A 25,185-nucleotide genomic window follows, 5' to 3' on the forward strand; every position below is an offset into this window, starting at 1 on the left:
CCGACAGCGCCAACCCCAACACCGCCTCCTACCACATCACCATCGACAACCTCGCCAACTGGATCGCCACCCGCGGCTACAGCACCACCTGACACCACCCGAACAAACAAGGGCCCGACCCCACGAACACGGGGTCGGGCCCTTTCGCGTATCGAACCGCTGCCTTCCGGTCACCTCGCGGCCACGTCGGCGACGTCACCCGGACGGCTCGCCCCACCACGCTGGGTGGCATCGGACGGTCTACCAGCGGAGGAGCAACAGTGGCAGCCGAGGAGCCGACGGACCGCCCCGACGTCAGCGTGATCGTGCCTGTCTACAACACGCTGCGCTACCTGCGGGCCTGCCTCGACTCACTGCTGCGGCAGACCATCGGGCTCGACCGGATGGAGATCGTGGCGGTGGACGACGGGTCCACCGACGGCAGCGGTCGCCTGCTGGACCGGCTCGCCGCGCGGCACCCCGGCACCGTCCGGGTGGTTCACCAACCCAACTCGGGTGGCCCCGCCGCGCCCTGCAACCGAGGGTTGGACCTGGCCACCGGCCGGTACGTCTTCTTCCTCGGCTCGGACGACCGGCTCGGCCCGGAGGCGCTGGAACGGCTGGTCGCCGCCGCCGACCGGTACGGCTCGGACGTGGTGCTCGGCAAGGTCGTCGGCGTCAACGGACGGCACGTCTTCTCCGACGTGTTCGCCGCCGGCAACGCCGTCGACGTGGACCTGTTCGACTCGGCGCTGCCCTGGTCACTGGCGAACACGAAGCTGTTCCGCCGGGACCTCGTCGACCGGCTCGGGCTGCGGTTTTCGGAGGACATGCCGGTCCTCAGCGACCAGCCGTTCACGCTTGCCGCCTGCTACCACGCCCGGCGGATCTCGACGCTCGGCGACTACGACTACTACCACGCGGTACGCCGGCTCGACGCCGGCAACATCACCTACCACAGCCGGATCGAGCAGCGCCTGGTAAGCGTGGAGCGACTGTTCGCGTTCGTCGCCGAGCTGATCCCGGCCGGTCCGCGGCGGGACGCCGTGCTGCGCCGCCACGTCGGGCTGGAACTGGCGAACCTGGTCGGCGACGACTTCCGCCGGCTGGACCGGGCCGCGCAGGAACGGGTGCACGCGACGGTCCGCCGGCTTGTCGAGCGGCACGTCACCGACGGCCTGCGGAACCGGCTCGACATCGAGGCCCGGCTGCGCCTGGGCGCGGTGACCGGCGGCGACGTCGACGATTTGCTTGCCGTCATCGACCAGGACACCCGACACGGCGTGCCGGACACGGTGGTGACGGGCGGCCGGTGGCATGCCGGTTATCGGGGCGCCCCGGCCGCGTGGACCGACGTCACCGACGTGCGCGCCGACTGGCTGGCCCGGCTGGACACCGTCGAGGTGAGCTGGGTCGACGGTCAGACCGTGACGGTGACCGCGCGCAGCCCGTACCCCCGGTTCGCCGTGTCGGCCGGCCCGGTCCGGCTGGTGGCCGGCCAGGTCGCCGGCGCCACCCGGCTGGACGCCCGCGACCCGACCGGCCGGACCGTGCGTACCGACTTCCCGGCGGACCGGCTCCTCGCCGCCAGCGCGGCCAGCGGCCAGCGCCACCCGGTGCGCGCCGAGGTGGACGGCGACCAGGGTCGCGGCGCCGCGCCGGTACGCGCGCCCCGCCTCGCCGCCGGCCGGCCCCGCCTGCTCCGGCACGGCGCCCGGCTGTACGGGGTGGCCGCGACCGTCGACCCGCGCAACGGCCAACTCGTCCTGTCGGTGGTGCCGGTGACCGTGGGCCAACTCGTCGGCCGGTTGCGCCGCCGCTGGCGGGGCAGCCCGCCTTCGGTGGCGTCCCGGCCGGCCCCGGTTCTGGTCCCGGCCGCCACGCCGCGTCCCGGGCCGGGCCACCACGCCGAGCCGGCGCCGACCCGGGTGGAGCGGTTGACCGTCACCAGCTAGCTCGCCGCGACGACCCGGACGGGGTCGGGCACGACGGCGTCAGCCCGAGGGTGGCATCGGGACCTGGAGGTAGGTGGTGCCACGCAGGTCCAGCCAGGCCCGCTCCGGCGCCCGGACCAGGCGCACCATCACCCCGGTGCAGGCCGGGCAGCGCCCCACCAGGCCCGGTGCGTGCGAGTAGACGTGCAGGCCGGCCATCGGGCCGGTCATGCCGCAGCTGTCGCAGCGCCCGGTGGTGGCGCTGAGGTCGACGGCGAAGAGTTCCCGCAGCGGTCCGTCGAGCATGTTGCCGTCCAGGTAGGACAGGTCGGTCATGTGCCCTCCTCGGGTCGTCAGCCGGTCGGGCCGAACCGCTCGGTCCGCACCCGCCGGGTCTGGTGGCCCAGCCCGACGAGCAGGTCGGCCACGGTCTCCACGAACCCGGTGGGGCCGCAGACATAGCAGAGCGGCTCCAGGTCCGGCGGCCAGCCGTGACTGTTCACGTCGGCCAGCCCGATCCGGTGCGGCTCGCCCCGCCAGCCCTCGGGCGCCGCCCGGGTGTAGACGTACGCGACGTCCAGGCCCTGGTCGTCGCGGGCCCGGCGGCGCAACTCCTCGGCGTAGATCACGTCGTCCGGCGTCCGCACCGAGTAGACGAGCCGGAACGGCGTCCGGCTGCCCGCAGCCCGACGGGCCCGGACCATGGCCATCAGCGGCACCACGCCGGAGCCGCCGGCCACGAGCAGCACCGGCGCGGTCTCGTCGGTACGCCACACGAACCAGCCGCCGACCGGCCCGCGGACCTCCACCGGGTCGCCCTCGGCATAGGTGTCCACCAGGTACGGCGACACCTCGCCGTCGCGCACCCGCTGGACGGTCACCTCGATCCGCTCGCCGTCGGCCGGGCCGGCGAGCGAGTAGGAGCGGGCCGCCTGGTAGCCGTCCGGGGCGGTCAGTCGCACGTCGACGTGCTGCCCGGGCAGGTGGCCCGGCCAGCCGGGCACGTCAAGCACGAGCGTCTGCGCGGTCGGCGTCTCGACCCGTCGCTCGACCAGCCGGGCCACCCGCCAGGTCAGCGGCGCCACCCGGCTCCCCGTGGCCGGTGCGGTCACCTCAGTCGCCCTGGTAGCGCTGCTCGCGCCACGGGTCGCCGTAGTCGTGGTAGCCGGCCGTCTCCCAGAACCCCGGCCGGTCGTCGGTGAGCAACCGGATGCCGTTCACCCATTTGGCGGACTTCCACAGGTAGAGGTGCGGCACGAGCAGCCGGGCCGGGCCGCCGTGCTCGGCCGGCAGTGGCCCGCCGTCGTACGTGTGCACCACCCAGGCCCGCCCGCCACGGAGGTCGTCCAACGGCAGGTTCGTGGTGTAGCCGCCGTACGAGTGGGCCAGGGCGTAGCGGGCGGCGGTGTCCACGCCGTCGAGCAGCGTGTCGAGTGAGACGCCCTGCCAGGTGGTGCCGAGTTTGGACCAGCGGGTGACGCAGTGCAGGTCCACCGTCGGCGTGTCCTGCGGCAGGCTCATCATCTCGTCCCAGGACCAGCGGTGTTCCGCCCCGGTCTCGCTTGTCAGCACGAACTCCCAGGTTTCCGGCGACACCCGCGGCGTCGGTCCGGCGGAGAGCACCGGGAAGTCCTCGGTGAGATATTGCCCCGGCGGCAGGTCCGGGGCGGACGAACGGGGCCGGCCCTGAAAGCCCGGCGACACGATTCCCACCCGTCAGTCCTACCACCCCCGACGGCGTCCGGGAACGGCTTCTGCGGTGTAAGGCGGGGGCCCTTCTTAACACGCGGTGTTAAGAAGGGCCCCCGCCTCTACCGAAAGCGTTAAGCGGGGCCCCCGCCTTGCACCTCGTGCACGACGGTGCGGTCGCTGTCGCGGGTGGCGCGCAGGCTGGTGATGGTGACGATCACCAGGACGCCGATGATCACACCGAGCGAGGCGAGCGTCGGGATCTGCGGCACGCCGGCCCAGATGCCGTGCGCCCAGTGCAGGCCGAGCTTGAGCCCGATGAACGCCAGGATGACGGCCAGGCCGTAGCTGAGGTGCACCAGTCGGCTCAGCGCGGCGTGCAGCACGAAGTAGAGCGCCCGCAGGCCCAGCAACGCGAACGCGTTCGTGGCGAAGACGAGGTAGGGATCCTCGGTGATGCCGTAGACGGCGGGCACCGAGTCGACCGCGAAGACGATGTCGGTGGCCAGCACCGCGACCACGACAAGCGCGAACGGGGTGAGGGCCCGGCGGCCGTGCTGGCGGATGGTCATCCGGGTGCCGTGGTAGTCCTCGACCACCGGCATGACCCTGCGGAGCAGCTTCACCGACCGCATCTTGTTGATGTCGACCTCCTGCTCGTGCCCGGAGAGGGCGTCGCGCAGCAGCTTGATCGCCGTGGCGACCAGGATGACGGCGAAGAGCAGGAAGGCGAAGTCGAGCGTCTGGAGGGCCGCGGCGCCGAGCGCGATGAAGATCGCGCGCAGCACCAGCGCGCCGGCGATGCCGTAGAGCAGCACCCGCTGGGCGAGCACGGCGGGCACCGCGAACGCGGCGAGCAGCAGCATGAAGACGAAGAGGTTGTCCACCGAGAGCGACTTCTCGACCAGGTAGCCGGTGAGGTACTCGATGCCCTGCTGGCCGCCCCAGCGGGACCAGATCCAGGCGCCGAAGGCCAGCGGCAGGGCGATGTAGAAGGCCGACCAGGCCAGCGCCTCCCGGATGGAGACCTCGTGCGGCTTGCGGGTGACCAGGAAGTCCAGCACGAGCAGGGCGAGCACGCCGGCGATCGTCACCGCCCACAGCGTGGGCGTGCCGATCGACGACAGCTCACTCGCGGACAGGTAGGACACTTCGGTCATGGGGCCTCCTCGAACACCGTGTCATGTTCGAGGTCTCCTTCACCCACCGTTCGTGGGCAACCACCCGAGGCTCGCCCCGGGGCTCGCCGTACTGACCGGAATGGTTCGTGGGAAGTACTCCCCTCGCCGACCCCAGGCTAGGCCAACCGGGGGCCGGACGCCAAGTGGGACCCCCGTTGATTGCCCTGGTCAACCGCTGTGCACGTAGGTCGGGCGTGGCGTCGGCCCGACCCGGACCCTAGGGTGACGCGGGTGAGCAACTCCGGACCGCTTACCGGCGTACGGGTGATCGAGCTGGCCGGCATCGGCCCGGGCCCGTTCGCCGCGATGATGCTCGCCGACCTGGGCGCGGACGTGGTGCGGGTGGACCGGCCGGGCGGCGGCGGCTTCGGCGCCTTCCCCGGTGACCTGCTGAACCGCAACCGCCGCTCGGCCGCGCTGGACCTCAAGCACCCGGACGCGCGGGATTTGGCGCTGACCCTGGTGGCCGGCGCGGACGTGCTTGTCGAGGGCTTCCGGCCCGGGGTCGCCGAGCGGCTCGGCCTCGGCCCGCGGGAGTGCCTCGCCGCCAACCCACGCCTGGTGTACGGGCGGATGACCGGCTGGGGGCAGGACGGGCCGCTCGCCCGGACGGCCGGCCACGACATCGACTATCTGGCGCTGACCGGCGCGCTGCACGGGGTGGGCCGGCCCGGCGAGCGTCCGGTGCCCCCGATGAACCTGCTCGGCGACTTCGGCGGGGGCGGCATGATGCTGGCCCTCGGCGTGGTCGCGGCGCTGTACGCGGTCCGCGGCGGCGCTCCCGGCCAGGTGGTCGACGCGGCCATCGTGGACGGCGTGTCGGTGCTGGCCACCCAGGTTCACGCGCTGCGCGGCCTCGGCCTCTGGCAGGATCCGCGCGGCGTGAACCTGCTCGACGGCGGCGCCCCGTTCTACGACACGTACGAGTGCGCCGACGGCCGGTACGTGGCGGTGGGCGCGCTGGAGCCGCAGTTCTACGCCGAACTGGTCCGACTCACCGGTTTCCCGCTCGACGGCGACGAGGCCCACGACCGGGACGACCCGGCGAACTGGCCGGCGCTGCGGGCCGCCTGGACGCGGCTGTTCCGCACCCGCACGCGGGACGAGTGGGCGGAGTTGCTGGCCGGCACGGACGCCTGCGTGTCGCCGGTGCTCGACTGGGCCGAGGCCCCGGACCACCCGCACCTGGCCGCCCGTGAGGTGTTCGTCGCGCCGGAGGGGGTCACCCAGCCGGCGCCGGCCCCGCGTTTTTCGGCCACGCCGACCTCGGTGCGCCGCCCGCCGCCGCGACCGGGCGAGCACACCGACGAGGTGCTTGCCGAGGCGGGCGTCGACGCGGCCCGGATCGCCGCGCTGCGCGCCGCCGGCGCGATCGGCTGAGCGCGCCCGCCAGCGCCGGCCAGGGCCGGCCAGCGCCGACGGGCGGGGTCAGCGCCGAGGGGCGGCGGCCGGCGCGAGGGCCGGCTCCACCAGGTCCCGGTAGTCGCGGGGCAGTTGCACCACCACGTCGGAGAACTCGCCGCCGCTGATCGCCTCGTGCAGCGCGGTGAACACGGCCCGCGCCGCGCCTCGGGCGGTGTTCTGGTCGCATTCGGCCCGCCGGGCGACGCGGGCGACGAACTCGGCCGCGCCGAACCGCTCGGCCGCCTCGGTACGCGGGTGCGGGCGCAACATGGCCCACAGCGGCTTCGGCAGTTGCGCGGCGAGGTCCAGCACCTCACCGCCGGTCAGCCGTTCGGCGAGCGTCTCAAGCGTGGCCGCGGTGAGCGTCTCGGCCCGGTCCCCGGCGGTCCCGGTCAGCCCGGCGACCCGGGCCACGAACGTGTGATGGTCCATCGGTTGCTACCCCCTTCGGTGCGCGCAGGGCGGCTACCCGTCCCGGCGCGGCGGAAACAGCGGAGGATCACGGGCGTGAGCCGCCGCCCGACGGGTAACCGCCGCGCGGTCACTACCCGACGACTGGCGCGAGGAGCCCGGCCCATGGCGAGTTATTCGGACGTCCTTGAATACCTGTCCGCGCTTGACTACCCGGCGGGGAAGGACGACGTCATCCGCGAGGCCGAGCGGGAGGGCGCGCCACCGGACGTGTTGCGGGCGTTGCGCGCGCTGCCACCTGTGGACTACGCCAACGGCGTCGAGGTGGCCCGGTCCGCCGGGATCGACGCGGCGCCCGAGTTGGACCGGTCGCAGCGGGCGGCGCAGGCAAGGGACGACCACACGCGCGTCTCGCAGCACCTGCGCGGCATCTGAGCCGCACGCCTGACGCCCGGTCGCCGTCGCGGCCGGGCTCGGCGCTGGCTAGGTCAGGGCTGGGCTGGGCTGGGCTGGGCTGGGCTGGGCTGGGCGAGGTCGGCCCTCGACAGGCGGGCGCCCCGGGTCACGAACCGCGACCTGGGGCGCCACGCAGCACCTGTGCCTGACGGTCCGCGCCCGAACCGGGTCGCGATCACCAGGCGGTGGATGTTCGCCCGAACCGGGCGGGCATCACTGCCACGATCATCATACGGTGCGGCATCAGCCGAACGGGTGAGATTCGCGAAAGTGTGTCACGCGGCACGTGGCCGGCCCGGACGCGGAAGTCAGCCCCGCACGCCGCCGCTGCGATCGCGGGCCTTGAGCCGGGTGGTGGGCAGCGCGGGCGCGGGCAGCGGGGGCGCGACGTCGTCGGCCACCGTGCCGAACCGGCGGCCGGCCGCCCAGTCCTCGCGGGCGGCGGCGACCTCCTCGTGCGAGCGACCGACGAAGTTCCACCACATCACCAGCGGCTCCTCGAACGGCGCGCCGCCGAGCAGCAGCAACCGGCTGCCCGGTGCGGCACGCAGCGTCAGCGACGTTCGGCCGGAACCGAGGTAGAGCAGCGCGCCGGGGGCGAGCGCCACGCCGTCGGCCTCGGCGGCGCCGGACATGGCGAGCATTCCGTACTCGAAGTCGGGGCGCAGCGGCAGCGTGGCCGGCGCCGGCCCGCGCGCCTCGAGCTGCACGCCGAGCAGCGGGGTGTGCGCGACGGCAGGCGAGCGTTCCCCGCCGAACTCGCCGACGAGAAGCGTCAGGTCCAGATCGCCGTCGCGCCATCCGGGCAGCTCGGCGTGGTGGGCGAAGTCCGGCTCGCCGGCCCGGGCCGGGTCGGGCAACGCCACCCAGAGCTGCACGCCGTGCATCAGCGGCGGGTGGAACCGCGGCGAACGCTCCGAGTGGGCGATGCCCCGGCCGGAGGTCATCACGTTGAGCTGGCCGGGGCGGATCGGCTGCACGTTGCCGAGGCTGTCCCGGTGCAGGATCTCGCCGTCGAGCAGCCAGGTGACCGTCTGGAGCCCGGTGTGCGGGTGCGGCGGCACCTCCATCCCCGGACGTTCGGCGACGTCGTCCGGGCCGAAATGGTCGACGAAGCACCACGCGCCGACCATCCGCCGCTGCCGCTGCGGCAGCAGCCGGCGCACCGTCGTGTAGCGGCCGAGGGGAACGTCGTGGCCGGGCAGCAACACGCTGCCCGGGTCGGTGGCGCCGACGCCGGGCGGGAGCGTCTGCGCGGGCAACGATTCGGTGCGGTCCACCGACCGAACTGTACGCTCAACCGGCGGTGACGCTCACCGTGTTCGCGCCGGCCACCAGGTCGAGGTAGAGCCGGTCGCCCGCCCGGTCCCAACCCGGCGAGCTGACCACGTCGCCGGCGGCGATCCCGCCGTGGCTGTCGTCGTAGAGGGACAGCGAGCCGGCGCCGGCGGCCACCCGTACCCGGGCCGGCGGCCCGCCGGGCACGGTGACGGTCAGGTCGCTCACGCCGCCGCTCATCCGCACGGCGAGCGTGCCGTCCAGCGGGGGCAACCGCAGCCGGGTACGCGCCGCGCCGCCGATCAGGTCGATCCCGGCGAGCCGCGCCGCGCCCAGGTCGAGCTGCTGCTCACGGACGCCGCCGACCAGCCGCAGTCGCCAGGTCAGCCGGGAGTTGAGCACCACCTCCACCGCGGCCGGGCCGGGACGGCGGTTCTCGACGATCCGCAGCCGGACCCGGTCCCCGGTGACCTGCGGGCGCGGCGTCACGCCGGCGCCGTCCGGCGCGCCGATCCGGTAGAGATCGTCGCCGAGGTCGGCGGCCCGCAGGGTGAAGCTGGTCAGGCCGTCGGCAAGCTCGAAGTCCGCCCGCCGGCGGTCCCCGCGCGGGGCGGTGAGCGTCTCGGTGGCGGCGACCTCGGCCCCACCCACCCCGCCCGAGCCGGCGTCCGTGGCCGGCGAGTCCGCGCCGCCGGAGAAGACCACCCCGAGTCGGGCCGGGTTGGACATCGTCGCCGCGACCGCAAGCGCGCCGAACGCCACCACCACCACGGCGGCGGCGACAAGCAGCCGGGCGGCCCCGGACCAGCGTGTGTCGGTCAGGTCAGCGTCGTCTCCCGAAGGTGCAGTCATGGTTGTCCCCTCTCACCGGTCCCCACCGGGTCATACGTCTCCGTTTCCGCTCCGGTTCATTCCCGCGGCGGGGATCGGCGTCCAGATCATGTCGTCCACCCGGCCGGTGAACCGGAGCGCGGTGACGATCCGTACCCGGGGGCGGCGCGGGCAACGGTGCGCGTGCCGGAGGCGGAAGGACGTGTCCGTGATGCCGGAGCCCGTCGAGACGGTGTTCGCCAAGGTGGTCGCGCGCAATCCCGGGGAACCCGAGTTCCACCAGGCGGTCCGGGAGGTGCTGGAGAGCATCGGTCCGGCGCTGCACCGCCACCCCGGGTACGCCGAGGTGGTCGAGCGCGTCTGCGAACCGGAACGGCAGGTCATCTTCCGGGTGCCGTGGGAGGACGACCACGGCCGGGTCCGGGTGAACCGCGGCTTCCGGGTGGAGTTCAACAGCGCGCTCGGCCCGTTCAAGGGCGGGCTGCGCTTCCACCAGTCGGTCTACCTGGGCATCGTGAAGTTCCTCGGGTTCGAGCAGATCTTCAAGAACGCGCTGACCGGGCTGCCGATCGGCGGGGGCAAGGGCGGCGCCGACTTTGACCCGAAGGGCCGCTCCGACCGGGAGGTGATGCGGTTCTGCCAGAGCTTCATGACCGAGCTGCACCGGCACATCGGCGCGCAGACCGACGTGCCGGCCGGGGACATCGGAGTGGGCGGCCGGGAGATCGGCTACCTGTTCGGGCAGTACAAGCGGATCACCAACCGGTACGAGGCGGGCGTGCTCACCGGCAAGGGCCTGACGTACGGGGGCGCGCAGGTGCGCCGGGAGGCGACCGGCTACGGCGCGGTCTTCTTCGCCGAGGAGATGCTGAAGCAGACCGGGGACAGCCTGGACGGCAAGCGGGTGGTGGTGTCCGGCTCCGGGAACGTGGCCATCTACGCCGTCGAGAAGGTGCACCAGCTCGGCGGCACGGTGGTGGCGTGCTCCGATTCGGACGGCTACGTGCTTGACGAGAAGGGCATCGACCTGGCGCTGCTGCGGGAGTTGAAGGAGGAGCGCCGGAGCCGGCTCGACGACTATGTGCGGCACGTGCCGCACGCCGTCGCGGTCCCCGGCCGTACCGTCTGGGAGGTGCCGTGCGATCTGGCCTTGCCCTGCGCGACGCAGAACGAGATCGGCGGCGCGGAGGCCGCCGCGCTTGTGGCCGGCGGCTGCCGCACCGTGGTCGAGGGGGCCAACATGCCCACCACGCCGGAGGCGGTGCGGATCCTCGGGCGGGCCGGGGTGCGGTTCGCGCCGGGCAAGGCGGCGAACGCCGGCGGGGTGGCGGTGAGCGCGCTGGAGATGCAGCAGAACGCCAGCCGTGACTCGTGGACGTTCGCCCGGTCGGAGCAGCGGCTGCGCGAGATCATGCGGGACGTGCACGAAAGGTGCTGGGCGACCGCCGAGGAGTACGGCCTGCCCGGCGACTACGTGGCCGGCGCGAACATCAACGGGTTCCGGCGGGTGGCCGAGGCGATGCTGGCGCACGGCGTGGTGTGATCGGCCGGTGTCAGTCCTCGTCGGCGCCGTACCAGCCGCCCCGGTAGACGGTGCCCGGCCGGGGTGGGGCGTCGGGCGTCGGGTCGGACCGGCGGGACCGGCGGACCCGGCTCACCACGAACCAGCCCACCCCGGCCACCACCGCCAGGATGACCACGTTCTGCAACGTGCCGGCGTACGCCTCGACCACGTGCCAGTTCTCGCCCAGCAGATAACCGGCGAGCACGAACGCGGTGTTCCAGATCAGACTGCCAAGCGCGGTGAAGAGCAGGAACACCGGCACCGGCATCCGTTCCACGCCGGCCGGGATCGAGATCAGGCTCCGGAAGATGGGAATCATCCGGCCGAAGAAGACGGCCTTGACACCGTGCCGCAGGAACCACGCCTCGGTGCGGTCCACGTCCTCCACCTTGACCAGTGGCAGCCGCCCGACCAGGGCACGCATCCGGTCCCGCCCGAGGGCCGCGCCGACGTAGTAGAGCGCAAGCGCGCCCAGCACCGAACCGAGAGTGGTCCACGCGATCGCGCCGAGCAGGCTCATCCGGCCCTGGCTGGCGGTGAACCCGGCCAGCGGCAGGATGACCTCGCTCGGGATGGGCGGGAACAGGTTCTCCAGGGCCACCGCGAGCCCCGCGCCCGGGCCGCCGAGCCGTTCCACCAGGCCGGTGACCCAGCCGACAGGTCCTTCGCCGGCCGGCTCCGCGGCCCGCGCGGCACTCGCCCGGGGTCCGGCGAGCAGTGGTGCGTGTCCGATCATCCGACCACGTTACGGGGCGAGGTGGGCAACGGCCACGCAAAGCCGGGCCGGTTACGCTGCCGCACATGCGTACGCCGCTGCGGATCGCGGTCGCCCAGCCGCTCACCCTCGCCCACGACGTCGCCGGCAACGCCGAACGGCACGCCGCCGCGGTCCGGGCCGCCGACGCCCGGGTGGTGGTCTTCCCCGAGCTGTCCCTGACCGGGTACGAGCTGGCCGCCGCCGAGCTGGACCCGTCCGACGCCCGGCTCGCGCCGCTGCGGGCGGCGTGCGCCGGGACCGGGACGCTGGCGCTTGCCGGCGCGCCGGTGGCCGGGCCGCACATCGCGGTGCTCGCGGTCGACGGCGAGGGCGTGCGGGTGGCGTACCGGAAGATGTGGTTGGGTGGCGCGGAGCCGCAGCGGTTCCGTCCGGGTCGGGAGCCGGCGGTGCTCGCCGTCGACGGCTGGCGACTGGGCCTCGCGGTCTGCAAGGACACCGGCGTGCCGGCGCACGCGGACGCGACAGTCGCCGCGGGCGCCGACGCCTACCTGGCCGGGGTGCTGGAGTCGGCCGACGACGCGGCGGTGCCGGACGAACGCGCCCGCCGGATCGCCGCCGCGCACGGCATCTGGGTGGCGATGGCGAGCTTCGCCGGGTCGACCGGCGGCGGGTACGCGCACGCGGCCGGCGGGTCGGGTGTCTGGTCGCCGGCCGGCGTGCCGGTGGCCCGGGCCGGTACGGCCACCGGCGAGCTGGTCACCGCCACCCTGCGCTGAGGACACCCATGAGGCGGCGGGGCGGGCTCAGCCCTCGTCGCGGGCGGCGCCGCGCAGCCGGTCGTAGGCGTCGAGCACCTTCCGCAGGGCCGTGGCCGTGGCACCGTCGATCTTGTCGTCGTCGGCGGCGTCCTCGATCCGCTCGTGCAGGTCCTCGACCCGCTTGGCGTGCTCCTTCGGCTTGCCCCGGTCCAGCTCGGCGGCCTTCTTCCGCAGGTCTTCGGCGGTCTTGCGGTCGACGAGCCGGGCCGTCTCGGCCCGATCCAACAGGTCGGTGAACCGGTCCGCGAGCTGACGCGCGGTGACCGGTTGGGGCGCCCTGGACGTCGGCCCGGGGCGGGTCGACGCGGGCCGGACGGCGGGGCTCTTCGACGTGGCCGGCGGGGCGGCGGCGGGCGACGGGCCGGAGCGGCCCTCGAAGACCAGCGCGCCGACAAGCGCGAGCAGCAGCACCACCGCGCCGGCGACAAGCACGCCGGTCAGCCGGTTCGGCGAGACCTCCGGCCGGGCGGACGGGACCGGACGGGCCGGCGCGGGTCGCCGTTCGACGAGCGTGACCGGGCGCTCGGCGCGGGGCACCGTGGGCAGGAACGCGGTCGGCGGATCGACCGGTCGGCCCGCGCCGAGCCGCTCGGCGACCTGGGCCGCGGTGGGCCGCCGCGCCGGCTCCACGGCCAGGCAGGCCAGGACCAGGTCGGCGACGTCGGCGGGCAGCCCGGGCACCCGGAGCGGCGGCACCGCGGGGCGCCGGTCCCGCAGGTCGAGCACGTCGTCCCAGGTCCGCACCGGCAGCGGGGGCCGGCCGGTGAGGCTGCGGTAGAGCAGCACGCCGAGCGCGTACACGTCACCGGCCGGGTGGGTGGGGCCGGGATCGAGCCGCTCCGGGGCGGAGTATGCCGGGGTGCCGGCCAGTGGCTCACCGGCCGGCCCGGTGACCGGCTGGTGCGGGCCGGCCGGCGCGGCGATGCCGAAGTCGAGCACCTTCGCGCCGGTCTCGGTGAGCATCACGTTCGCCGGCTTGACGTCGCGGTGCACCACACCGATCCGGTGCGCGGCGGCCAGCGCGGCGCCGACCTCGCCGGCGGTCCGCACCGCGTCCGGCCAGGCCAGCGGACCGCCGGCCAGCCGGTCGGCGAGCGTCTGCCCCTCCACAAGTTCCATCACCAGGTACGGCGTCACTACGCCACCGGGCAGGGTCGCCTCGCCGTAGTCGTACACCTGGGTCACGTGCGGGTGCGTGAGTCGCGCCGCCGCGCGGGCCTCGCGCTGGATGGTGGCGCGTAGCTGCGGGTCGGCGGTGAGGCGGCCGGCGAGCGCCTTGACCGCGACCGGACGGTGCAGCACCTCGTCGTCGGCGCGCCACACCTCGGACATCCCGCCGAGCCCGATGCGCTCGCGCAGGACGTACCGGTCGTGCAGCCGGAGGTCGGGCGTGAACGGCGACATGATGAATCCAGTCTGCCCGCCGGGCCCTGGGTCGCACCAACCCCGCACCCGGTTCGTCTCGGTTGATGGAGTCAGGGCTTACGGGCCACCCCGCCGTAGAGGCTCACGTCGACGGCCGCGGGTCGGGGTTCGGGCTCACCCTCGGCGCGCCAGTCGGCCACCGGGCAGACGCCCGGCTCGACCAGATCGAGGCCGTCGAAGAAGCGCGTGAACTCGTCCCGCCCGCGCACGTTGATCATCCCGTGCGGGCCGCCGCCACGGGCCGTCGCCTTCGCCTCGGCGGCGAGGTGGGCCGGCAGGTGGTCATGGGTGGCGTGCGAGGCGGCCAGGTAGCTGCCGGCGGGCAGGGCGTCGAGCAGCCGGCCGACCGTGGCGTGGGGGTCGTCCGCGTCCGGCACGAAGTGCAGCACCGCCACAAGCATCAACGCCACCGGCTCGGACAGGTCGAGGGTGCCGCGCAGCTCGGGGTGGACGAGGATCCGCTCCGGGTCGCGCAGGTCCGCGTCGAGGTAGGCGGTGGCGCCCGCCGCCGAGCTGGTGAGCAGCGCCCGGGCGTGGGCCAGCACGATCGGGTCGTTGTCGACGTAGACCACCCGGGCGCGCGGGTCGACGGACTGCGCCACCTCGTGGGTGTTGTCGGCGGTCGGAATGCCGGTGCCGATGTCGAGGAACTGACGGATCCCCGCCTCGGCGGCCAGGTGCCGCACCGCGCGGCGCAGGAACCGCCGGTTCTCCAGCGCGCTGACCCGGATGGTCGGGAAGCGGGCGGCCATCGCGTCGCCGGAGTCGCGGTCGGCCTGGAAGTTGTCCTTGCCGCCCAGCCAGTAGTTGTATCGCCGGGCCGGGTGCACCACCGAGGTGTCGATCCGGTCGCCCGGGCGCTCCGGCTCGGTCACCGTGCCGTTCGCGTCGCTGGTCAAGGCCGCCTCCACGACTCGCGTGCCACCGCCGTGGCATGGCGTCCGTCCACTGTCACCGGTGTGCCGGTCATGGCATCTCCCGCCGCCACGACGGTCAGGCCGGGTAGAGCTCGTCGCGGATGCGGGCCAGCAGCTCGCGGGTGCGCTCCGGCGGCGCGGCCTCGACGCACAGCCGCTCCATCGCCTCCGCGTAGTAGTCGAGGTCGTCGCGCTTGTCGAGGTAGATGGCGCTGGTGAGCTGCTCGATGTAGACGACGTCGGGCAGGTCCTCGTCGCCGAAGCGCAGGATGCTGAAGGCGCCGCTGGCGGCGGCGTGCCCGCCGGCGGTGAACGGGACGATCTGGAGCCGCACGTGCGGCGCGGCGGTCGCCTCGATCAGCGCGTCCAGTTGCTCACGCATCACCGCGGCGCCGCCGATCGGCCGGCGCAGCACGGCCTCGTCCAGCACCGCCCAAAGCTGCGGGGGGTTCGCGCGGCGCAGCAGCCCCTGGCGCTCCATCCGCAGGTCGACCCGGCGATCCAGCTCCGCCGCCGTCGCGCCGCGATGCCCGAGCAGGATCACCTCCCGCGCGTACGCGGCGGTCTGCAACAGGCCGGGCACGAACTGCACCTCGTACGTGCGGATCAGCGCGGTGGCCGCCTCCAGCCCGAGGTAGGACTGGAACCAGGCGGGGAGCACGTCGCTGTAGCGGTGCCACCAGCCCGGGCTGTTCGCGTCCCGGGCGAGCTTGAGCAGCGCGTCCCGGTCGTGCGGCGCGGTGACCCCGTAGAGCGTGAGCAGGTCGGCCACGTCACGCTCCTTGAAGCCGACCCGGCCCAGCTCCATCCGGCTGATCTTGGACTCGGAGGAGCGGATCTCCCAGCCGGCGCTCTCCCGGCTGACCCCGGCGCCCTCCCGCAGCCGGCGTAGCTGCGCCCCGAGCAGCATGCGCAGCACTGTCGGACCGCTTGTCGGTCCGCCCTCGACAGGCACCGTCGTCACCTGACCGCCCCTCGCATCCCGGCCGCTCCCGGACCGGGCGCCCGCCCCGGCCGACGAGTAAGCATGCCATGAACCGACAGTGAGGTGAACTCCTCCGGACGGGCGAATCAGTCCCGTGTACGGGACGGCGGGATGAGGTGGTCGAAGTCCCCGTCCCGGGCGCCGAGCACGAACGCCGCGATCTCGTCGACGGTGTAGATCAGCGCCGGCCCCTCGGGGTGCCGGGAGTTGCGCACCGCGATGCCGCTGCCGCCGGGTAGCTCGGCCAGCTCGACGCAGTTGCCGCTGGGATTGCTGCGGCGGCTCTTCAACCACCTCATCGGGGGCAGGTGGGGCACGGGTACGCCGTTCGGAGGCGGTTGCATGGGCGTCCTTCGGGAAGGCCAGCCGAGGCCGCGGGGAGGAGCGGTGGGTGGCGACGTCTGTCGACTGAGGAATGAGATGCACGTGCATCTGCTATTGCATCTGCAATGGACTGCGAGCATGATAACCGAACGTACGGTGTGCCGGGTCGCTCACGTTCGGTGACCCGAACCCGGCCCCCGGAAGCCGCCCCGCGCGGCCGGGGACTGCGGTGAGGAGGACGCGTGCCGGATCCGATGACCGTCGCCTCCGGCATCTCCGCCGCCGGCGCCCTGATGTCCGCCTGGCAGATGCGCCGGCGGGCCGTGCGCGCCGAGGCCGAAATCGAACTGCTCCAGGCCGAGCTTGCCGCCGAACGGCACGCCGCGAGCCACGACCCGCTCACCGGCCTGCCCAACCGCCGCGCCTTCTTCCGGCTGGCCGCCGCCCTGCTCACCGACCCCGCCGGCCAACCGCTGGTGGCGGTGGTCCTCGACCTCGACGGGTTCAAGCAGGTGAACGACCGCTACGGGCACGCCGCCGGGGACCAGGTGTTGATCAGCGCGGCCCAGCGGTTCGCCGCTTTCGCCGGCAACAACCTGGTGGCCCGGCTCGGCGGCGACGAGTTCGCCGGCCTGCTGGCCTGCCCGACGACCGACCGGCGGTGGATCGAGCACGCCACCCGCCGGCTCTGCGAGGCGCTCGCCGCGCCGATCCCACTCGGCGGTCGCAGCATCCGGGTCACCGCCTCCGTCGGGCTCGCCCCGGTGCACGGCCCCGCCCATCTCACCGACGCGCTCTGCCGCGCCGACGCCGCCATGTACGAGGCGAAGACGCTCGGCGTCGCCCCCTCCCACCGCCAGCTCGTCGCCGAGCACTGACCGGGGCCGGCCCGCGCCGCCGCGTCAGCGCCAGCCGCGACCGGCCCACGCCGCCGCGTCAGCGCCAGCCGTAGCCGGCGCGCAACGCCTGGCCGACCCGGTCGAACCGGGGCCGGTCCAGCACCGCGCCCTCCCGGCGGATGCTGTCCTCGCGCATGGTGAGCACCCGGTCGAGACGCACCCAACTGGGCCGCTTCTCCCGGTCCCACTCCCCCGGGCCGAGTGACAGCCAGTGCCGCTGGCCGTCCCGGTCGCTCTGGCTGGACAGCATCAGCCCGAACAGCGTGCGGCTGTGCCGGCCCACCACAAGCACCGGACGGTCCTTGCCCTGCCGGGGATCGTCCTCGTAGGGCACCCAGGTCCACACGATCTCGCCCGGGTCCGCCTGCCCGTCCGGCTCCGGCGCGTACGACAGCTCGCGGCGCTGCAACGCGCTGACCTGACGGCGCCGGGCGGGCTGGGCCGGAATCGGCCCGCCGGTGCGGTTCGGCGCGGCGGCGCCCCCGGTGATCCGGCCGAGCCGGGACGCCACGTTCCTCAACAGTCCTGCCACGGCGGGCAGCCTATCCCGCCGGTGCGCGGCGGAATCCGGTGGCGGTCGCGCCGCCCGGTTCACCACCGTGCCCCGGCGCTGCCGGGCAGCGGCGACTCGCCCCGGCCCCGGCGGCGGATCGCCCCGGCCGGGCGAGGACTCGCCCCGGCCGTGGCCGGCAGCGGCCCCGGTCGGGCGCGCGCCGGCCGATCAGGGCGACCGGTCAGGCCGGACGGCGGGCCAGGGCCAGCGTCGTGCGCAGGTCCAGCACGACGGTGCCGCCGAAGCCGTCGACCGCCGCGCCGACCGCGGCGCGGACCCGCTCGCGCAGCTCGGGCGGGCGGCGCAGCTGCGGCGAGAACGTGCCGACCAGCCGCAGGTAGGCCGCGGTGTCCAGCGGCACCGCGCGACGGAACCGGGACAGCCGCACGTCGGTGAAGCAGCCGCTGTCGGCGATGTCGTCGTGGAACCAGCCGTCGGGCCGGTCACCCCGGTCGCCGGGGTCGGCGGAGGCGAACGCGGCCCGGATCGCCTCGGCCTGCTCCGCCTCGACGTAGGCGTAGCGGTGGCCGAGGACGGCGAGCGTGCCGCCCGGGCGCAGGGCGTCGCGGGCGCGCTGGTTGCGGGTGGCCGGGTCGAGCCAGTGCCACGCCATCGCGCACGCAAGCACGTCGACGCCGCCGACCGGTGGGCTCCACCGCTCGAAGCTCTCCGTCACCACCTGCACGCCCGGGAACCGCCGGGCGAGCACCCGGGCCATCCGGGTGTCCGGCTCGACGCAGGTGGTGGCCGCGCCGAGGGCGAGCAGCGTCGCGGTGGCCAGGCCGGTGCCGGCGCCGACCTCGACCAGGGTGTCGGGCGGCCCGCCGTGGTAGTCGCGGACGGCGTCGGCGACCTCGACCGGGTAGCCCGGTCGCGCCTCGTGGTAGGTGTCGGCCGTCTCCCCGAACAGTTGCGACATGCCGCCATCCTCCCAGGTTCGGGCGATGTCGGATGCCCGTCACGCGCCGCGCCCGCCGGGCCGGCGCCCGACGGCGACGATGAGCGGAGGTGAGGAGGACAGCCGTGGGTGGTCTGGTGCAGGAGTTGGTGAAGAAGCTCGCCGAGGAGCTGTTGAGGATGCTCCTCACCTGGGTCGTCCCGAAGGTGCTGCGGTCGGCGCCGCAGTTGGCCCCGCCGGACTGCCCGCGCTGCGGCGGGTACGGCGTGGCACGGTGGGCGCCACCGTCGGCGACGGCGGTGTTCGTACTCTCGCTGCTGACGTTCGTCTGGGGATTCGCCGCGACCGTGCTCGGCGTACCCGTGGCCGTGCTCCTCGTCGCGTTCGGGGTGCGTGACGCCTGGGCGGGTGACCTGACGGCGGCGCTGCCCGGACTGGCCGCGCCGCTGGGTCTGGTGGCGTCCGGCACGGTGATGGTGGCGGGCGCCGCCGGGATGGCCTGGTACCACAGCTTCCCGCCGCGGGTCTGCCGGCGCTGCCACGGCCGGTGGCCCCGCCGGGACCGGGCGGAGTACCTGCGGATGGTGCGGTCGGTGGTGTTCGCCTGCCGGTGCGGCCAGCGGCTGCGCGCGCCGGGTGCCCCGGCCGGAGTCCGGGTGCGTTGCCCGGGCTGCGGCACGGAGCGGGTCGCGCCGGTCGTCAAGCCCGGTGCGGAGAGGGGCCCCTTCCTTCACCGGAGGCGTTGAGCGGGGCCCTCCTTAGGCTGCGGGCATGGAGTTGCCGAGCGATCTGCCGCTGTTCGAGCGAAGCGCGGTGCGGGTGGTGGTGCTCGACGCCGCCGACCGGCTCCTGCTGTTCCACACCCGCGACCCGGAGCACCCCGACCTGGGGGTGTGGTGGGAGCTACCCGGCGGCGGGCTGGACCCGGGCGAGACGTACCGGGAGGCGGCGGTGCGCGAGCTGCGCGAGGAGACCGGCATCGTGGTGACGCCGGACGACATCGGCGCGCCGAGCTGGCGGCGGCGGCCTGCCGGCACTGTTGCCGGCGTTCCTCGCCGGCGAGGAGATCGACGAACCGTTCGAGCTGTGGTCCTGACCGGCGTGCCGGTGGGCGCGTCAGCGGGCAGAGTGGAGCGGTGATTCCTCTCCACGCACCCCTGGCCCACTACGCCGAGCGGCTGCACCGCGCCGCCGGTGAGACCCACCACGTCGCCTCGCCGCTCGGCGCCTGGCTGCTGCTGGCGCTGACCGGCCCGGCCGCCACCGGACAGGCCCGGTCGTCGCTCGCCGAGGCGCTCGGCGTCGACCCGGACGACGCCGCCGCGGCGGCCCGGGCGCTGCTCGCCGCGCCGCACCCGATGGTCGCGGCGGCCACCGCGCTGTGGGAACGGACGCCGTTCGAGGAACTGGCCGAGTGGCGGGCCTCCCTGCCCGCGCACACCGAGCGCGGCCCGCTGCCCGACCAGGCGGCGCTTGACGCCTGGGCCCGGGAGCGCACCGGCGGACTGATCGATCGGTTCCCGGTCGACGTCGCCCCGGAGACGCTGCTCGTGTTGGCCAGCGCGCTTGCCACCCGCTTGTCCTGGGCCGATCCGTTCGAGGTGGCGCCGGGCGCGGAGCTGGGCGCGGACAGCGCCTGGGCCGGCCGGCTGCGGCAGGTGCTCCGGACGCCCCCGGTCGGGCACCGCTGCTGGGTGTCGGCCACCGACCGGGCCGGTGACGTCGCGGTGCACGTGGCGCCGGCCCGGTCTGACGACGACGGGGCGGGAATGCTCGTGGTGTCCGTGGCCGCCGCGCCGGGCGTGCCGGCCGGCGAGGTGCTGGCCACCGCGTGGGACCTGGCCGTGGCCGCCGCCACCGTCCCGGACGGGCCGGTGCCGGGCCGCCGGTCGCTGTTCGACCTGCCGCTGGGCGAGAGCCCGCTGTGGGCGGTGCGCGAGGAGCCGACCCGCACGTTCGCCCGGGACGGCCGGGAGGAGCGTGCCGCCGCCGTGCTGCCGTGCTGGGCGGCGCGGAGCCGACACGACCTCACGCCGCCCGGGTTCGGCTTCGACGCGGCGGCCCGCGCGTTGGGTGAGCTGCTCGGGCTGGTCGAGCCGCCGTTCTCCGCGGCGCAGTCGGCGGTGGCGCGGTTCGGCCGCTACGGCTTCGAGGCCGCCGCGGTGACCGCGTTCGGGATGGTGGCCGGGCTGCCGCCGGAGGGCGTCGCGCGCATCGCCGACCTGCGCTTCGGCCACCCGTACGCGGTGGTCGCGGTGGCCACGGACGCGGCGGGCGGCCCCTGGCACGGCCTTCCGGTCTACTCCGCCTGGGTCGCCGACCCGGAGGACGTGCCCGCCGACGAGGCCGGCTGACGACCACCGTCGAGGATCTGCTCGCGGAGGATGTCCGCGTGTCCACAGTGCTGCGCGAGTTCGCGCAGCACGTGCAGATACACCCACCGCAGCGGAAGCGGGCCCCGCCGGTGCCCACGAAGGATGTCGTCCAGCCCCAGGGCGGACGTGGCCCGGCGGGACGCCGCGCAGGCGTCGCGGTGCGCCCGCCGGACGGCGGGGATCGTGTCGTCGGCGTCGAGGACGAAGGACTCCCCGGAGTCCTCCGGGATGCCGATCTCGGCCCGCGACCGGCACGTGACGGCTTGGTCGAACCAGACCTTCTCCACGAAGGTCGCGTGTTTCACCAGACCCAGAAGCGTGGTCCGGGAGGCCACCAACGATCGGCGTGCCTGTTCCTCGGTCAGCCCGTCCAGGCAGGCGTTGAGCGCGTCACGGTGCTCGTCGAGGAACGCCTCGAACTGGGCGCGGGCCGGCAACGCGACGACCCGGTCCGCGAAGGTGGGCGGAAAGGAGGGCATGAGCGAAGCATTCCAGACCGTCGTCCCGGCGAGGGTCCCGTTCTGTCGACGGACCGGGGTCAGCCCGCGCTGAGGTCGGTGCGGCGGACGATCCACCAGACGGCGAGCAGGGCCAGCACGGTCAGACCCAGGTAGCCGGACGCGACGATCAGGTGGAAGTCCGGGATCCGGCTGCCCGGCTGGTACAGCAGGTGCTGCTCAAGGTGGTTGTCCGCGAAGCAGGCGAGCGTCTCGCCGGTGCCGTTGTCGGGCTGGCAGAGGCGTTGCAGCTCGACGCCGGTGAGCTCGCGCCCGGAGGCGGTGAACGCGCCGGACGGCCCGTCGATGCCGTAGTCGATCATGCCGCCGTCGACGACCAGGGCGTTGCCGCGAAGCACATCGAGGTTCGGCCCGCCGATGGGGCGGTGCACGGACAGCGGCTCCATCAGGGTGGGATAGCGCCACTGGACGAGGTAGGTCAGGCCGATGAAGCCCGCGATCACGACGAACACGGCGGGGAGCGTGCGTCTGATCACGGCGCCGAGCGCGACGCCGACCGCGAACCAGGCGACGCTGATCGCCACCGGCAGCATCCCGGTGTTCAGGAACGGCAGGTAGTCGAAGAGCGTCACCGGGCCGACCAGGGCGGTCGTCCGCTGGAGGTGGTCGCTCACGACGCCGACGACCGCCGTCACCGCTGCCACGAACAGGCCGAGCGCGCCGAGCCTGGTCCACAGCCAGCGCGTCGGAGAGACGTCCTGGCTCCAGGCCAGCAACAGCGTCCGCTGCTCGTGCTCCCGGCTGAGCACCGGAACGCCGATGAACAGGCCGACCAGCAGCGGCATGTACTGCACCAGCCGCTCCAGGGCGGCCAGGGTCAGGCTCAGGGGTGCGGACCCGCCGAGCCGCCGGCCCTGCGGGGACGTCTCCGGGCAGAACGTCTGGTGGCACTGGTGCCACAGGTCGGTCAGCTCCATCGACAGGTAGGTCATCCAACCCGCCAGGACCCCGGCCAGGACGAGCGTGGCGACCAGGGTCCAGCGGTGCTGGCGCCAGGTCAGCCACAGCAGGCCGCGAAGCCCCGCGCCGGACCCGGCATCCTCCTGGCGCTGCGCGGGGGCCGTGTCGACGACCACGTTCATGAGACCGCCTCCAGATTGCGGGATTCCGTGGCCGACGCCCTGAGGTAGGTCAGGATCAGCTCGTCCAGGGTGAGGGGCTGGGCCGCCCAGCCGGGCGCGACCATGGCGTGCGCCGTCGGGGTCGCCGGCCGCCGGAGCACGAACGTGGACTGGCGGTCGGTGTGCCGCGCCTGGACGATGACGCCCGGGCCGGGTGGCTGGTCCGCGCGCGGCCCGGTCATCCGCACGTGGCTGTCGAGCAACTCCTCGACATCGCCGGTGAGCACGGGACGGCCCGCGTCGAGCAGCAGCAGATGGTCCCCGACACCACTGAGCTCGGCGATGATGTGGGTGGACAGCATGACGGTCATGTCACCGTCGGCGGCCTCCGCCATGAGTTCGCCTGTCACCTCGGTGCGGGCCACCGGGTCCAGATTCGCCAGCGGCTCGTCGAGCAACAGCACCGCCGGGCGGGAACCCAGGGCGACCGCCAGCGCGACCTGCGCCCGCTGCCCGCCGGAGAGCCTGCCGCAGCGGCGGTCCATGGGGATGTCGAAGCGTTCCAGCCAGGACAGCGCCCGCCGCTGGTCCCACACCCGGTTGGTCGACCTGCCGAAGCGGAGCATGTCCGACACACTGAAGTCCCGGTAGAGCGGCTTGTCCTGGGCGAGGATCGCGACCCGACTGCCGGCGGAACCGCCCTCGTCGCCGGACCTGCCCCGCACCACCGGCCGGCCGTGGACCAGCAGCGAGCCGCCGGTGGCCGCCAACGTGCCGGCGATGATGCTCATCAGCGTCGACTTGCCCGCGCCGTTCGCGCCGACAAGCGCGATGATGCGGCCGGCGGGCAAGCGGAAGCTGCACTCCCGCAGAGCCCACACGCTGCCGTAGCGCCGGCTCACGTCGCGGGCCTCCACGGCGACGGACCGATCGGTCATGCCGCGCCCTCCTTCTTCCCGCGGCCCGCGACCGGCGCCGGCGTCGCGGCCCGGCGGGTGGAGTTCTCGACGATCACCGAGGCGAGCAGCGCCTGGACGTCCTCGTCCTCCAGCCCGGCCTCACGCGCCTGGTCGAGCCAGCGGGCCAGGCTGCCGCGAAGCCGGGCCATGACGTGCGGATCGGCGTGGCCGAGCGTGCCGCTGACGAAGGTGCCCGCGCCCTGCCGCGCCTCGACCAGGCCGGACAGCTCCAACTCCCGGTAGGCCTTGAGCACGGTGGTCGGGTTGACCGTGCACGAGGTCACCACGCTGCGCACGGTGGGGAGCTGATCCCCCGGCCGCAGCGTCCCGATCCGGAGACCTTCGCGCACCTGCCGCACCAGCTGCGCGTACGCGGGAACGCTGCTGGACCGGTCGACATGAAAGTTGATCACCTGATGTCCTCCAGATTGTTCTGCTCTAGTAGAACACCAGCTAACCAGTATGACAAGAATCGCGTAGTCACGATCCGGCGTGTTAAAAGGGGGCCCCGCCTCTACCGGAGGCGTTAATAAGGGCCCCCGCCTTGCACGTCAGGGGCGGGGGCCCAGGAACAGGCCGCCGCTGGCGTCGATGACCTGGCCGGTGATCCACCGCGCGGCGTCGGAGGCGAGGAACGCGACCACGTCGGCGACGTCCCCGGGGCCACCCAGCCGGTCGAGCGCCGTCATGCCGGTGATCAGCTCGACCAGGCCGGGCGTCTCGAAGACCGGCCCGTTGGCCGGGGTCCGGGTGGCGCCCGGCGCGACCGCGTTCACCGTGATGCCCCGGGCGCCGAGCTGGTTGGCCAGGGTCAGGGTCATCGTCTCGACCGCGCCCTTGGTCATGGCGAACGAGGTCTGGGTGGCGTTTGCCATCCGGGTCGCCACGGACGAGAGGGTGATGATCCGGCCGCCGTCGCGGAGCAGGGGCAGCGCCCGTTCGATGATGAAGTACGGCGCCCGCACGTTGACCGCGAACAGCCGGTCGAACGCGGCGGGCGTGGTGACGCCGAGCGGTCCGGCGGGTGGCGCCGCCGCGTTGTTGACGAGGATGTCGAGAGGCCGCCCGGCCAGGTGCTCCTGGACACCCGCGAACAGCGTGTCGACGTCGCCGTCGACGCCCAGTTCCGCGCCGACGGCGTACGCCGTGCCGCCGGCGCGCGTGATCTGGTCGATCGTCTCCGTCGCGCCGTCCGCGCCGGTGCCGTGGTGGGCGATGACGACGGCGCCCCGCGCCGCCAGCCGGACCGCGATGGCCTGGCCGATGCCGCGCGACGCGCCGGTGACAAGCGCCGTCCTGCCGACAAGTTCACTCATGATGTGAGCCGCTCCCAAACTGGTAGTAACTATCAGGCTGATAGTGTCTACCAGATGGATGGGCGGCACTCAACGCTGCGGGAGCAACGGCGGGCCGATACGCAGCGCATGATCCAGGCGCATGCGGTGCGGTTGTTCGTCGAGCGCGGCTACGACGGCACGACCGTGAACGACGTCGCCGAGGCGGCGGGCGTCTCACCGATGACCGTCTACCGGCACTTCCCGACGAAGGAAGATCTCGTGCTCGTCGACCAGAACGGCCCGCTTGTCGCCGAGCGGATCGCCGCGACGCCGGCCGGGCAACCGCTCGTCCGCCGCATCGGCGCCGCGCTCGTCGACTCGGCACGCACGCTTAGCGAGGGCGACGACAGGTTCCTGCTGGCCCGCCTACGGCTGATGATCTCGACGCCCGCCCTGCGCGCCCGGCACCTGGACAACCACTACGTGCTGCAACAGGCAATCGTGGACGGCCTCGGCGACGGCGACACCCCGGAGGCGGCCTTCCACGCCGCGGCGGCGGCCAGCGCCTGCCTCGCCGCCATGCACACCGCGCTGGTCCGGTGGGCGGAGGACGACGGCCGCGACGACCTGGCCGACCTGATCACACATGCGTTCGCGGCGGCCTTCGGCGACCAGGCCGCGGCCGGCGGGACGCCGGCACACCCGTGAGCGACAGGACCGCGCCGGGCCCG

Annotated in this window: 29 protein-coding genes and 1 pseudogene; 11 read left to right on the forward strand and 19 right to left on the reverse strand. The window is 74.1% G+C overall.

Annotation, left to right across the window (positions count from 1 at the left end; all coding sequences use genetic code 11):
* Together SM450_RS26110 and SM450_RS26115 are read left to right on the forward strand one after the other, a co-directional pair.
* Window positions 1–92, forward strand: a pseudogene (locus SM450_RS26110) (C39 family peptidase); the annotation flags it as partial.
* 168 nt (window positions 93–260) lie between these two features.
* Complete coding sequence (locus SM450_RS26115) at window positions 261–1,934, forward strand: glycosyltransferase family 2 protein (RefSeq protein WP_474622424.1); 1,674 nt, start codon at window positions 261–263, stop codon at window positions 1,932–1,934.
* 39 nt (window positions 1,935–1,973) lie between these two features.
* Here SM450_RS26115 and SM450_RS26120 read toward each other — a convergent pair whose 3' ends face one another.
* From SM450_RS26120 to SM450_RS26135, 4 genes are all read right to left on the reverse strand, one after another.
* The gene (locus tag SM450_RS26120) at window positions 1,974–2,249 is read right to left on the reverse strand and encodes a DUF6510 family protein (RefSeq protein ID WP_474622425.1); all 276 of its coding nucleotides are present in this window, start codon (window positions 2,247–2,249) and stop codon (window positions 1,974–1,976) included.
* Window positions 2,250–2,266: 17 nt separating this feature from the next.
* Window positions 2,267–3,025 (reverse strand): ferredoxin reductase, encoded by a 759-nt coding sequence (locus SM450_RS26125; protein WP_474622426.1) that lies wholly within the window; start codon window positions 3,023–3,025, stop codon window positions 2,267–2,269.
* A gap of 1 nt (window position 3,026) precedes the next feature.
* The gene (locus SM450_RS26130; protein ID WP_474622517.1) at window positions 3,027–3,617 is read right to left on the reverse strand and encodes a sulfite oxidase-like oxidoreductase; all 591 of its coding nucleotides are present in this window, start codon (window positions 3,615–3,617) and stop codon (window positions 3,027–3,029) included.
* 119 nt (window positions 3,618–3,736) lie between these two features.
* On the reverse strand, window positions 3,737–4,762 hold the full coding sequence (locus tag SM450_RS26135) for a TerC family protein (protein WP_474622427.1): 1,026 nt from the start codon (window positions 4,760–4,762) through the stop codon (window positions 3,737–3,739).
* Between the two features lie 243 nt (window positions 4,763–5,005).
* On the opposite strand from SM450_RS26135, the gene SM450_RS26140 reads away from it, so the two are divergent.
* Window positions 5,006–6,163, forward strand: coding sequence for a CaiB/BaiF CoA transferase family protein (locus SM450_RS26140; RefSeq protein ID WP_474622428.1), 1,158 nt, complete (start codon window positions 5,006–5,008; stop codon window positions 6,161–6,163).
* Window positions 6,164–6,211: 48 nt separating this feature from the next.
* Here the strand turns inward: SM450_RS26140 and SM450_RS26145 are convergent, their stop codons facing one another.
* Complete coding sequence (locus tag SM450_RS26145; protein ID WP_474622429.1) at window positions 6,212–6,619, reverse strand: DUF2267 domain-containing protein; 408 nt, start codon at window positions 6,617–6,619, stop codon at window positions 6,212–6,214.
* A gap of 144 nt (window positions 6,620–6,763) precedes the next feature.
* On the opposite strand from SM450_RS26145, the gene SM450_RS26150 reads away from it, so the two are divergent.
* Window positions 6,764–7,033 (forward strand): DUF2795 domain-containing protein, encoded by a 270-nt coding sequence (locus SM450_RS26150; protein ID WP_474622430.1) that lies wholly within the window; start codon window positions 6,764–6,766, stop codon window positions 7,031–7,033.
* 329 nt (window positions 7,034–7,362) lie between these two features.
* On the opposite strand, the gene SM450_RS26155 is transcribed toward SM450_RS26150, so the two are convergent.
* Both SM450_RS26155 and SM450_RS26160 read right to left on the reverse strand, forming a co-directional pair.
* Window positions 7,363–8,334: a pirin family protein gene (locus SM450_RS26155; protein ID WP_474622431.1), complete on the reverse strand. Its 972-nt coding sequence runs from the start codon at window positions 8,332–8,334 to the stop codon at window positions 7,363–7,365.
* 16 nt (window positions 8,335–8,350) lie between these two features.
* The gene (locus SM450_RS26160; protein ID WP_474622432.1) at window positions 8,351–9,184 is read right to left on the reverse strand and encodes a hypothetical protein; all 834 of its coding nucleotides are present in this window, start codon (window positions 9,182–9,184) and stop codon (window positions 8,351–8,353) included.
* 190 nt (window positions 9,185–9,374) lie between these two features.
* Here SM450_RS26160 and gdhA point away from each other — a divergent pair, with 190 nt between their 5' ends.
* Window positions 9,375–10,706, forward strand: a complete 1,332-nt coding sequence (gene gdhA, locus SM450_RS26165) for an NADP-specific glutamate dehydrogenase (protein ID WP_474622433.1) — start codon at window positions 9,375–9,377, stop codon at window positions 10,704–10,706.
* A gap of 10 nt (window positions 10,707–10,716) precedes the next feature.
* Here gdhA and SM450_RS26170 read toward each other — a convergent pair whose 3' ends face one another.
* Window positions 10,717–11,463, reverse strand: coding sequence for a DedA family protein (locus SM450_RS26170; RefSeq protein ID WP_474622434.1), 747 nt, complete (start codon window positions 11,461–11,463; stop codon window positions 10,717–10,719).
* 65 nt (window positions 11,464–11,528) lie between these two features.
* On the opposite strand from SM450_RS26170, the gene SM450_RS26175 reads away from it, so the two are divergent.
* Entirely contained in the window at window positions 11,529–12,221 is a 693-nt protein-coding gene (locus SM450_RS26175) for a carbon-nitrogen hydrolase family protein (RefSeq protein ID WP_474622435.1), read from the forward strand.
* Between the two features lie 27 nt (window positions 12,222–12,248).
* Here the strand turns inward: SM450_RS26175 and SM450_RS26180 are convergent, their stop codons facing one another.
* The 4 genes from SM450_RS26180 to SM450_RS26195 all read right to left on the reverse strand — a co-directional run bounded on the left by SM450_RS26180 (window position 12,249) and on the right by SM450_RS26195 (window position 15,934).
* Window positions 12,249–13,667, reverse strand: coding sequence for a serine/threonine-protein kinase (locus tag SM450_RS26180; RefSeq protein WP_474622436.1), 1,419 nt, complete (start codon window positions 13,665–13,667; stop codon window positions 12,249–12,251).
* A 71-nt stretch (window positions 13,668–13,738) separates the two neighbouring features.
* Window positions 13,739–14,587 (reverse strand): SAM-dependent methyltransferase, encoded by an 849-nt coding sequence (locus SM450_RS26185; protein ID WP_474622437.1) that lies wholly within the window; start codon window positions 14,585–14,587, stop codon window positions 13,739–13,741.
* A 94-nt stretch (window positions 14,588–14,681) separates the two neighbouring features.
* On the reverse strand, window positions 14,682–15,569 hold the full coding sequence (locus SM450_RS26190) for a helix-turn-helix domain-containing protein (RefSeq protein ID WP_474622438.1): 888 nt from the start codon (window positions 15,567–15,569) through the stop codon (window positions 14,682–14,684).
* A gap of 107 nt (window positions 15,570–15,676) precedes the next feature.
* Window positions 15,677–15,934 (reverse strand): DUF397 domain-containing protein, encoded by a 258-nt coding sequence (locus tag SM450_RS26195; RefSeq protein WP_282281906.1) that lies wholly within the window; start codon window positions 15,932–15,934, stop codon window positions 15,677–15,679.
* Window positions 15,935–16,156: 222 nt separating this feature from the next.
* On the opposite strand from SM450_RS26195, the gene SM450_RS26200 reads away from it, so the two are divergent.
* Window positions 16,157–16,792 carry a GGDEF domain-containing protein gene (locus tag SM450_RS26200; RefSeq protein ID WP_474622439.1) on the forward strand — a complete coding sequence of 212 codons (636 nt, stop codon included), beginning with the start codon at window positions 16,157–16,159 and terminating at the stop codon, window positions 16,790–16,792.
* 58 nt (window positions 16,793–16,850) lie between these two features.
* Here the strand turns inward: SM450_RS26200 and SM450_RS26205 are convergent, their stop codons facing one another.
* A complete protein-coding gene (locus SM450_RS26205; RefSeq protein ID WP_474622440.1) occupies window positions 16,851–17,345 on the reverse strand; it encodes a type II toxin-antitoxin system PemK/MazF family toxin in 495 nt (164 codons plus the stop codon).
* Between the two features lie 202 nt (window positions 17,346–17,547).
* The gene (locus tag SM450_RS26210; RefSeq protein ID WP_474622441.1) at window positions 17,548–18,285 is read right to left on the reverse strand and encodes a class I SAM-dependent methyltransferase; all 738 of its coding nucleotides are present in this window, start codon (window positions 18,283–18,285) and stop codon (window positions 17,548–17,550) included.
* A 104-nt stretch (window positions 18,286–18,389) separates the two neighbouring features.
* Here SM450_RS26210 and SM450_RS26215 point away from each other — a divergent pair, with 104 nt between their 5' ends.
* The 3 genes from SM450_RS26215 to SM450_RS26225 are packed head-to-tail and all read left to right on the forward strand — an operon-like array spanning window position 18,390 to window position 20,618.
* A complete protein-coding gene (locus SM450_RS26215) occupies window positions 18,390–19,010 on the forward strand; it encodes a hypothetical protein (protein ID WP_474622442.1) in 621 nt (206 codons plus the stop codon).
* Between the two features lie 25 nt (window positions 19,011–19,035).
* Window positions 19,036–19,404, forward strand: a complete 369-nt coding sequence (locus tag SM450_RS26220) for an NUDIX domain-containing protein (RefSeq protein WP_474622443.1) — start codon at window positions 19,036–19,038, stop codon at window positions 19,402–19,404.
* Window positions 19,401–20,618, forward strand: a complete 1,218-nt coding sequence (locus SM450_RS26225) for a hypothetical protein (RefSeq protein WP_474622444.1) — start codon at window positions 19,401–19,403, stop codon at window positions 20,616–20,618. Before SM450_RS26220 ends, SM450_RS26225 begins: the two co-directional genes overlap by 4 nt.
* On the opposite strand, the gene SM450_RS26230 is transcribed toward SM450_RS26225, so the two are convergent.
* The 5 genes from SM450_RS26230 to SM450_RS26250 all read right to left on the reverse strand — a co-directional run bounded on the left by SM450_RS26230 (window position 20,564) and on the right by SM450_RS26250 (window position 24,493).
* The gene (locus SM450_RS26230; RefSeq protein ID WP_474622445.1) at window positions 20,564–21,118 is read right to left on the reverse strand and encodes a DinB family protein; all 555 of its coding nucleotides are present in this window, start codon (window positions 21,116–21,118) and stop codon (window positions 20,564–20,566) included. The genes SM450_RS26225 and SM450_RS26230 overlap by 55 nt on opposite strands.
* Window positions 21,119–21,177: 59 nt before the next feature.
* The gene (locus SM450_RS26235) at window positions 21,178–22,239 is read right to left on the reverse strand and encodes an ABC transporter permease (protein ID WP_474622446.1); all 1,062 of its coding nucleotides are present in this window, start codon (window positions 22,237–22,239) and stop codon (window positions 21,178–21,180) included.
* Window positions 22,236–23,156 (reverse strand): ABC transporter ATP-binding protein, encoded by a 921-nt coding sequence (locus SM450_RS26240; RefSeq protein ID WP_474622447.1) that lies wholly within the window; start codon window positions 23,154–23,156, stop codon window positions 22,236–22,238. The genes SM450_RS26235 and SM450_RS26240 overlap by 4 nt, the downstream gene beginning before the upstream one ends.
* Complete coding sequence (locus tag SM450_RS26245) at window positions 23,153–23,590, reverse strand: GntR family transcriptional regulator (RefSeq protein WP_474622448.1); 438 nt, start codon at window positions 23,588–23,590, stop codon at window positions 23,153–23,155. The genes SM450_RS26240 and SM450_RS26245 overlap by 4 nt, the downstream gene beginning before the upstream one ends.
* Window positions 23,591–23,728: 138 nt before the next feature.
* Window positions 23,729–24,493 carry an SDR family oxidoreductase gene (locus SM450_RS26250; RefSeq protein WP_474622449.1) on the reverse strand — a complete coding sequence of 255 codons (765 nt, stop codon included), beginning with the start codon at window positions 24,491–24,493 and terminating at the stop codon, window positions 23,729–23,731.
* Window positions 24,494–24,601: 108 nt separating this feature from the next.
* On the opposite strand from SM450_RS26250, the gene SM450_RS26255 reads away from it, so the two are divergent.
* The gene (locus SM450_RS26255; RefSeq protein ID WP_474622450.1) at window positions 24,602–25,162 is read left to right on the forward strand and encodes a TetR/AcrR family transcriptional regulator; all 561 of its coding nucleotides are present in this window, start codon (window positions 24,602–24,604) and stop codon (window positions 25,160–25,162) included.
* The last annotated feature ends 23 nt before the right edge of the window (window positions 25,163–25,185 follow it).

This window comes from Micromonospora marincola (genome assembly GCF_056150385.1).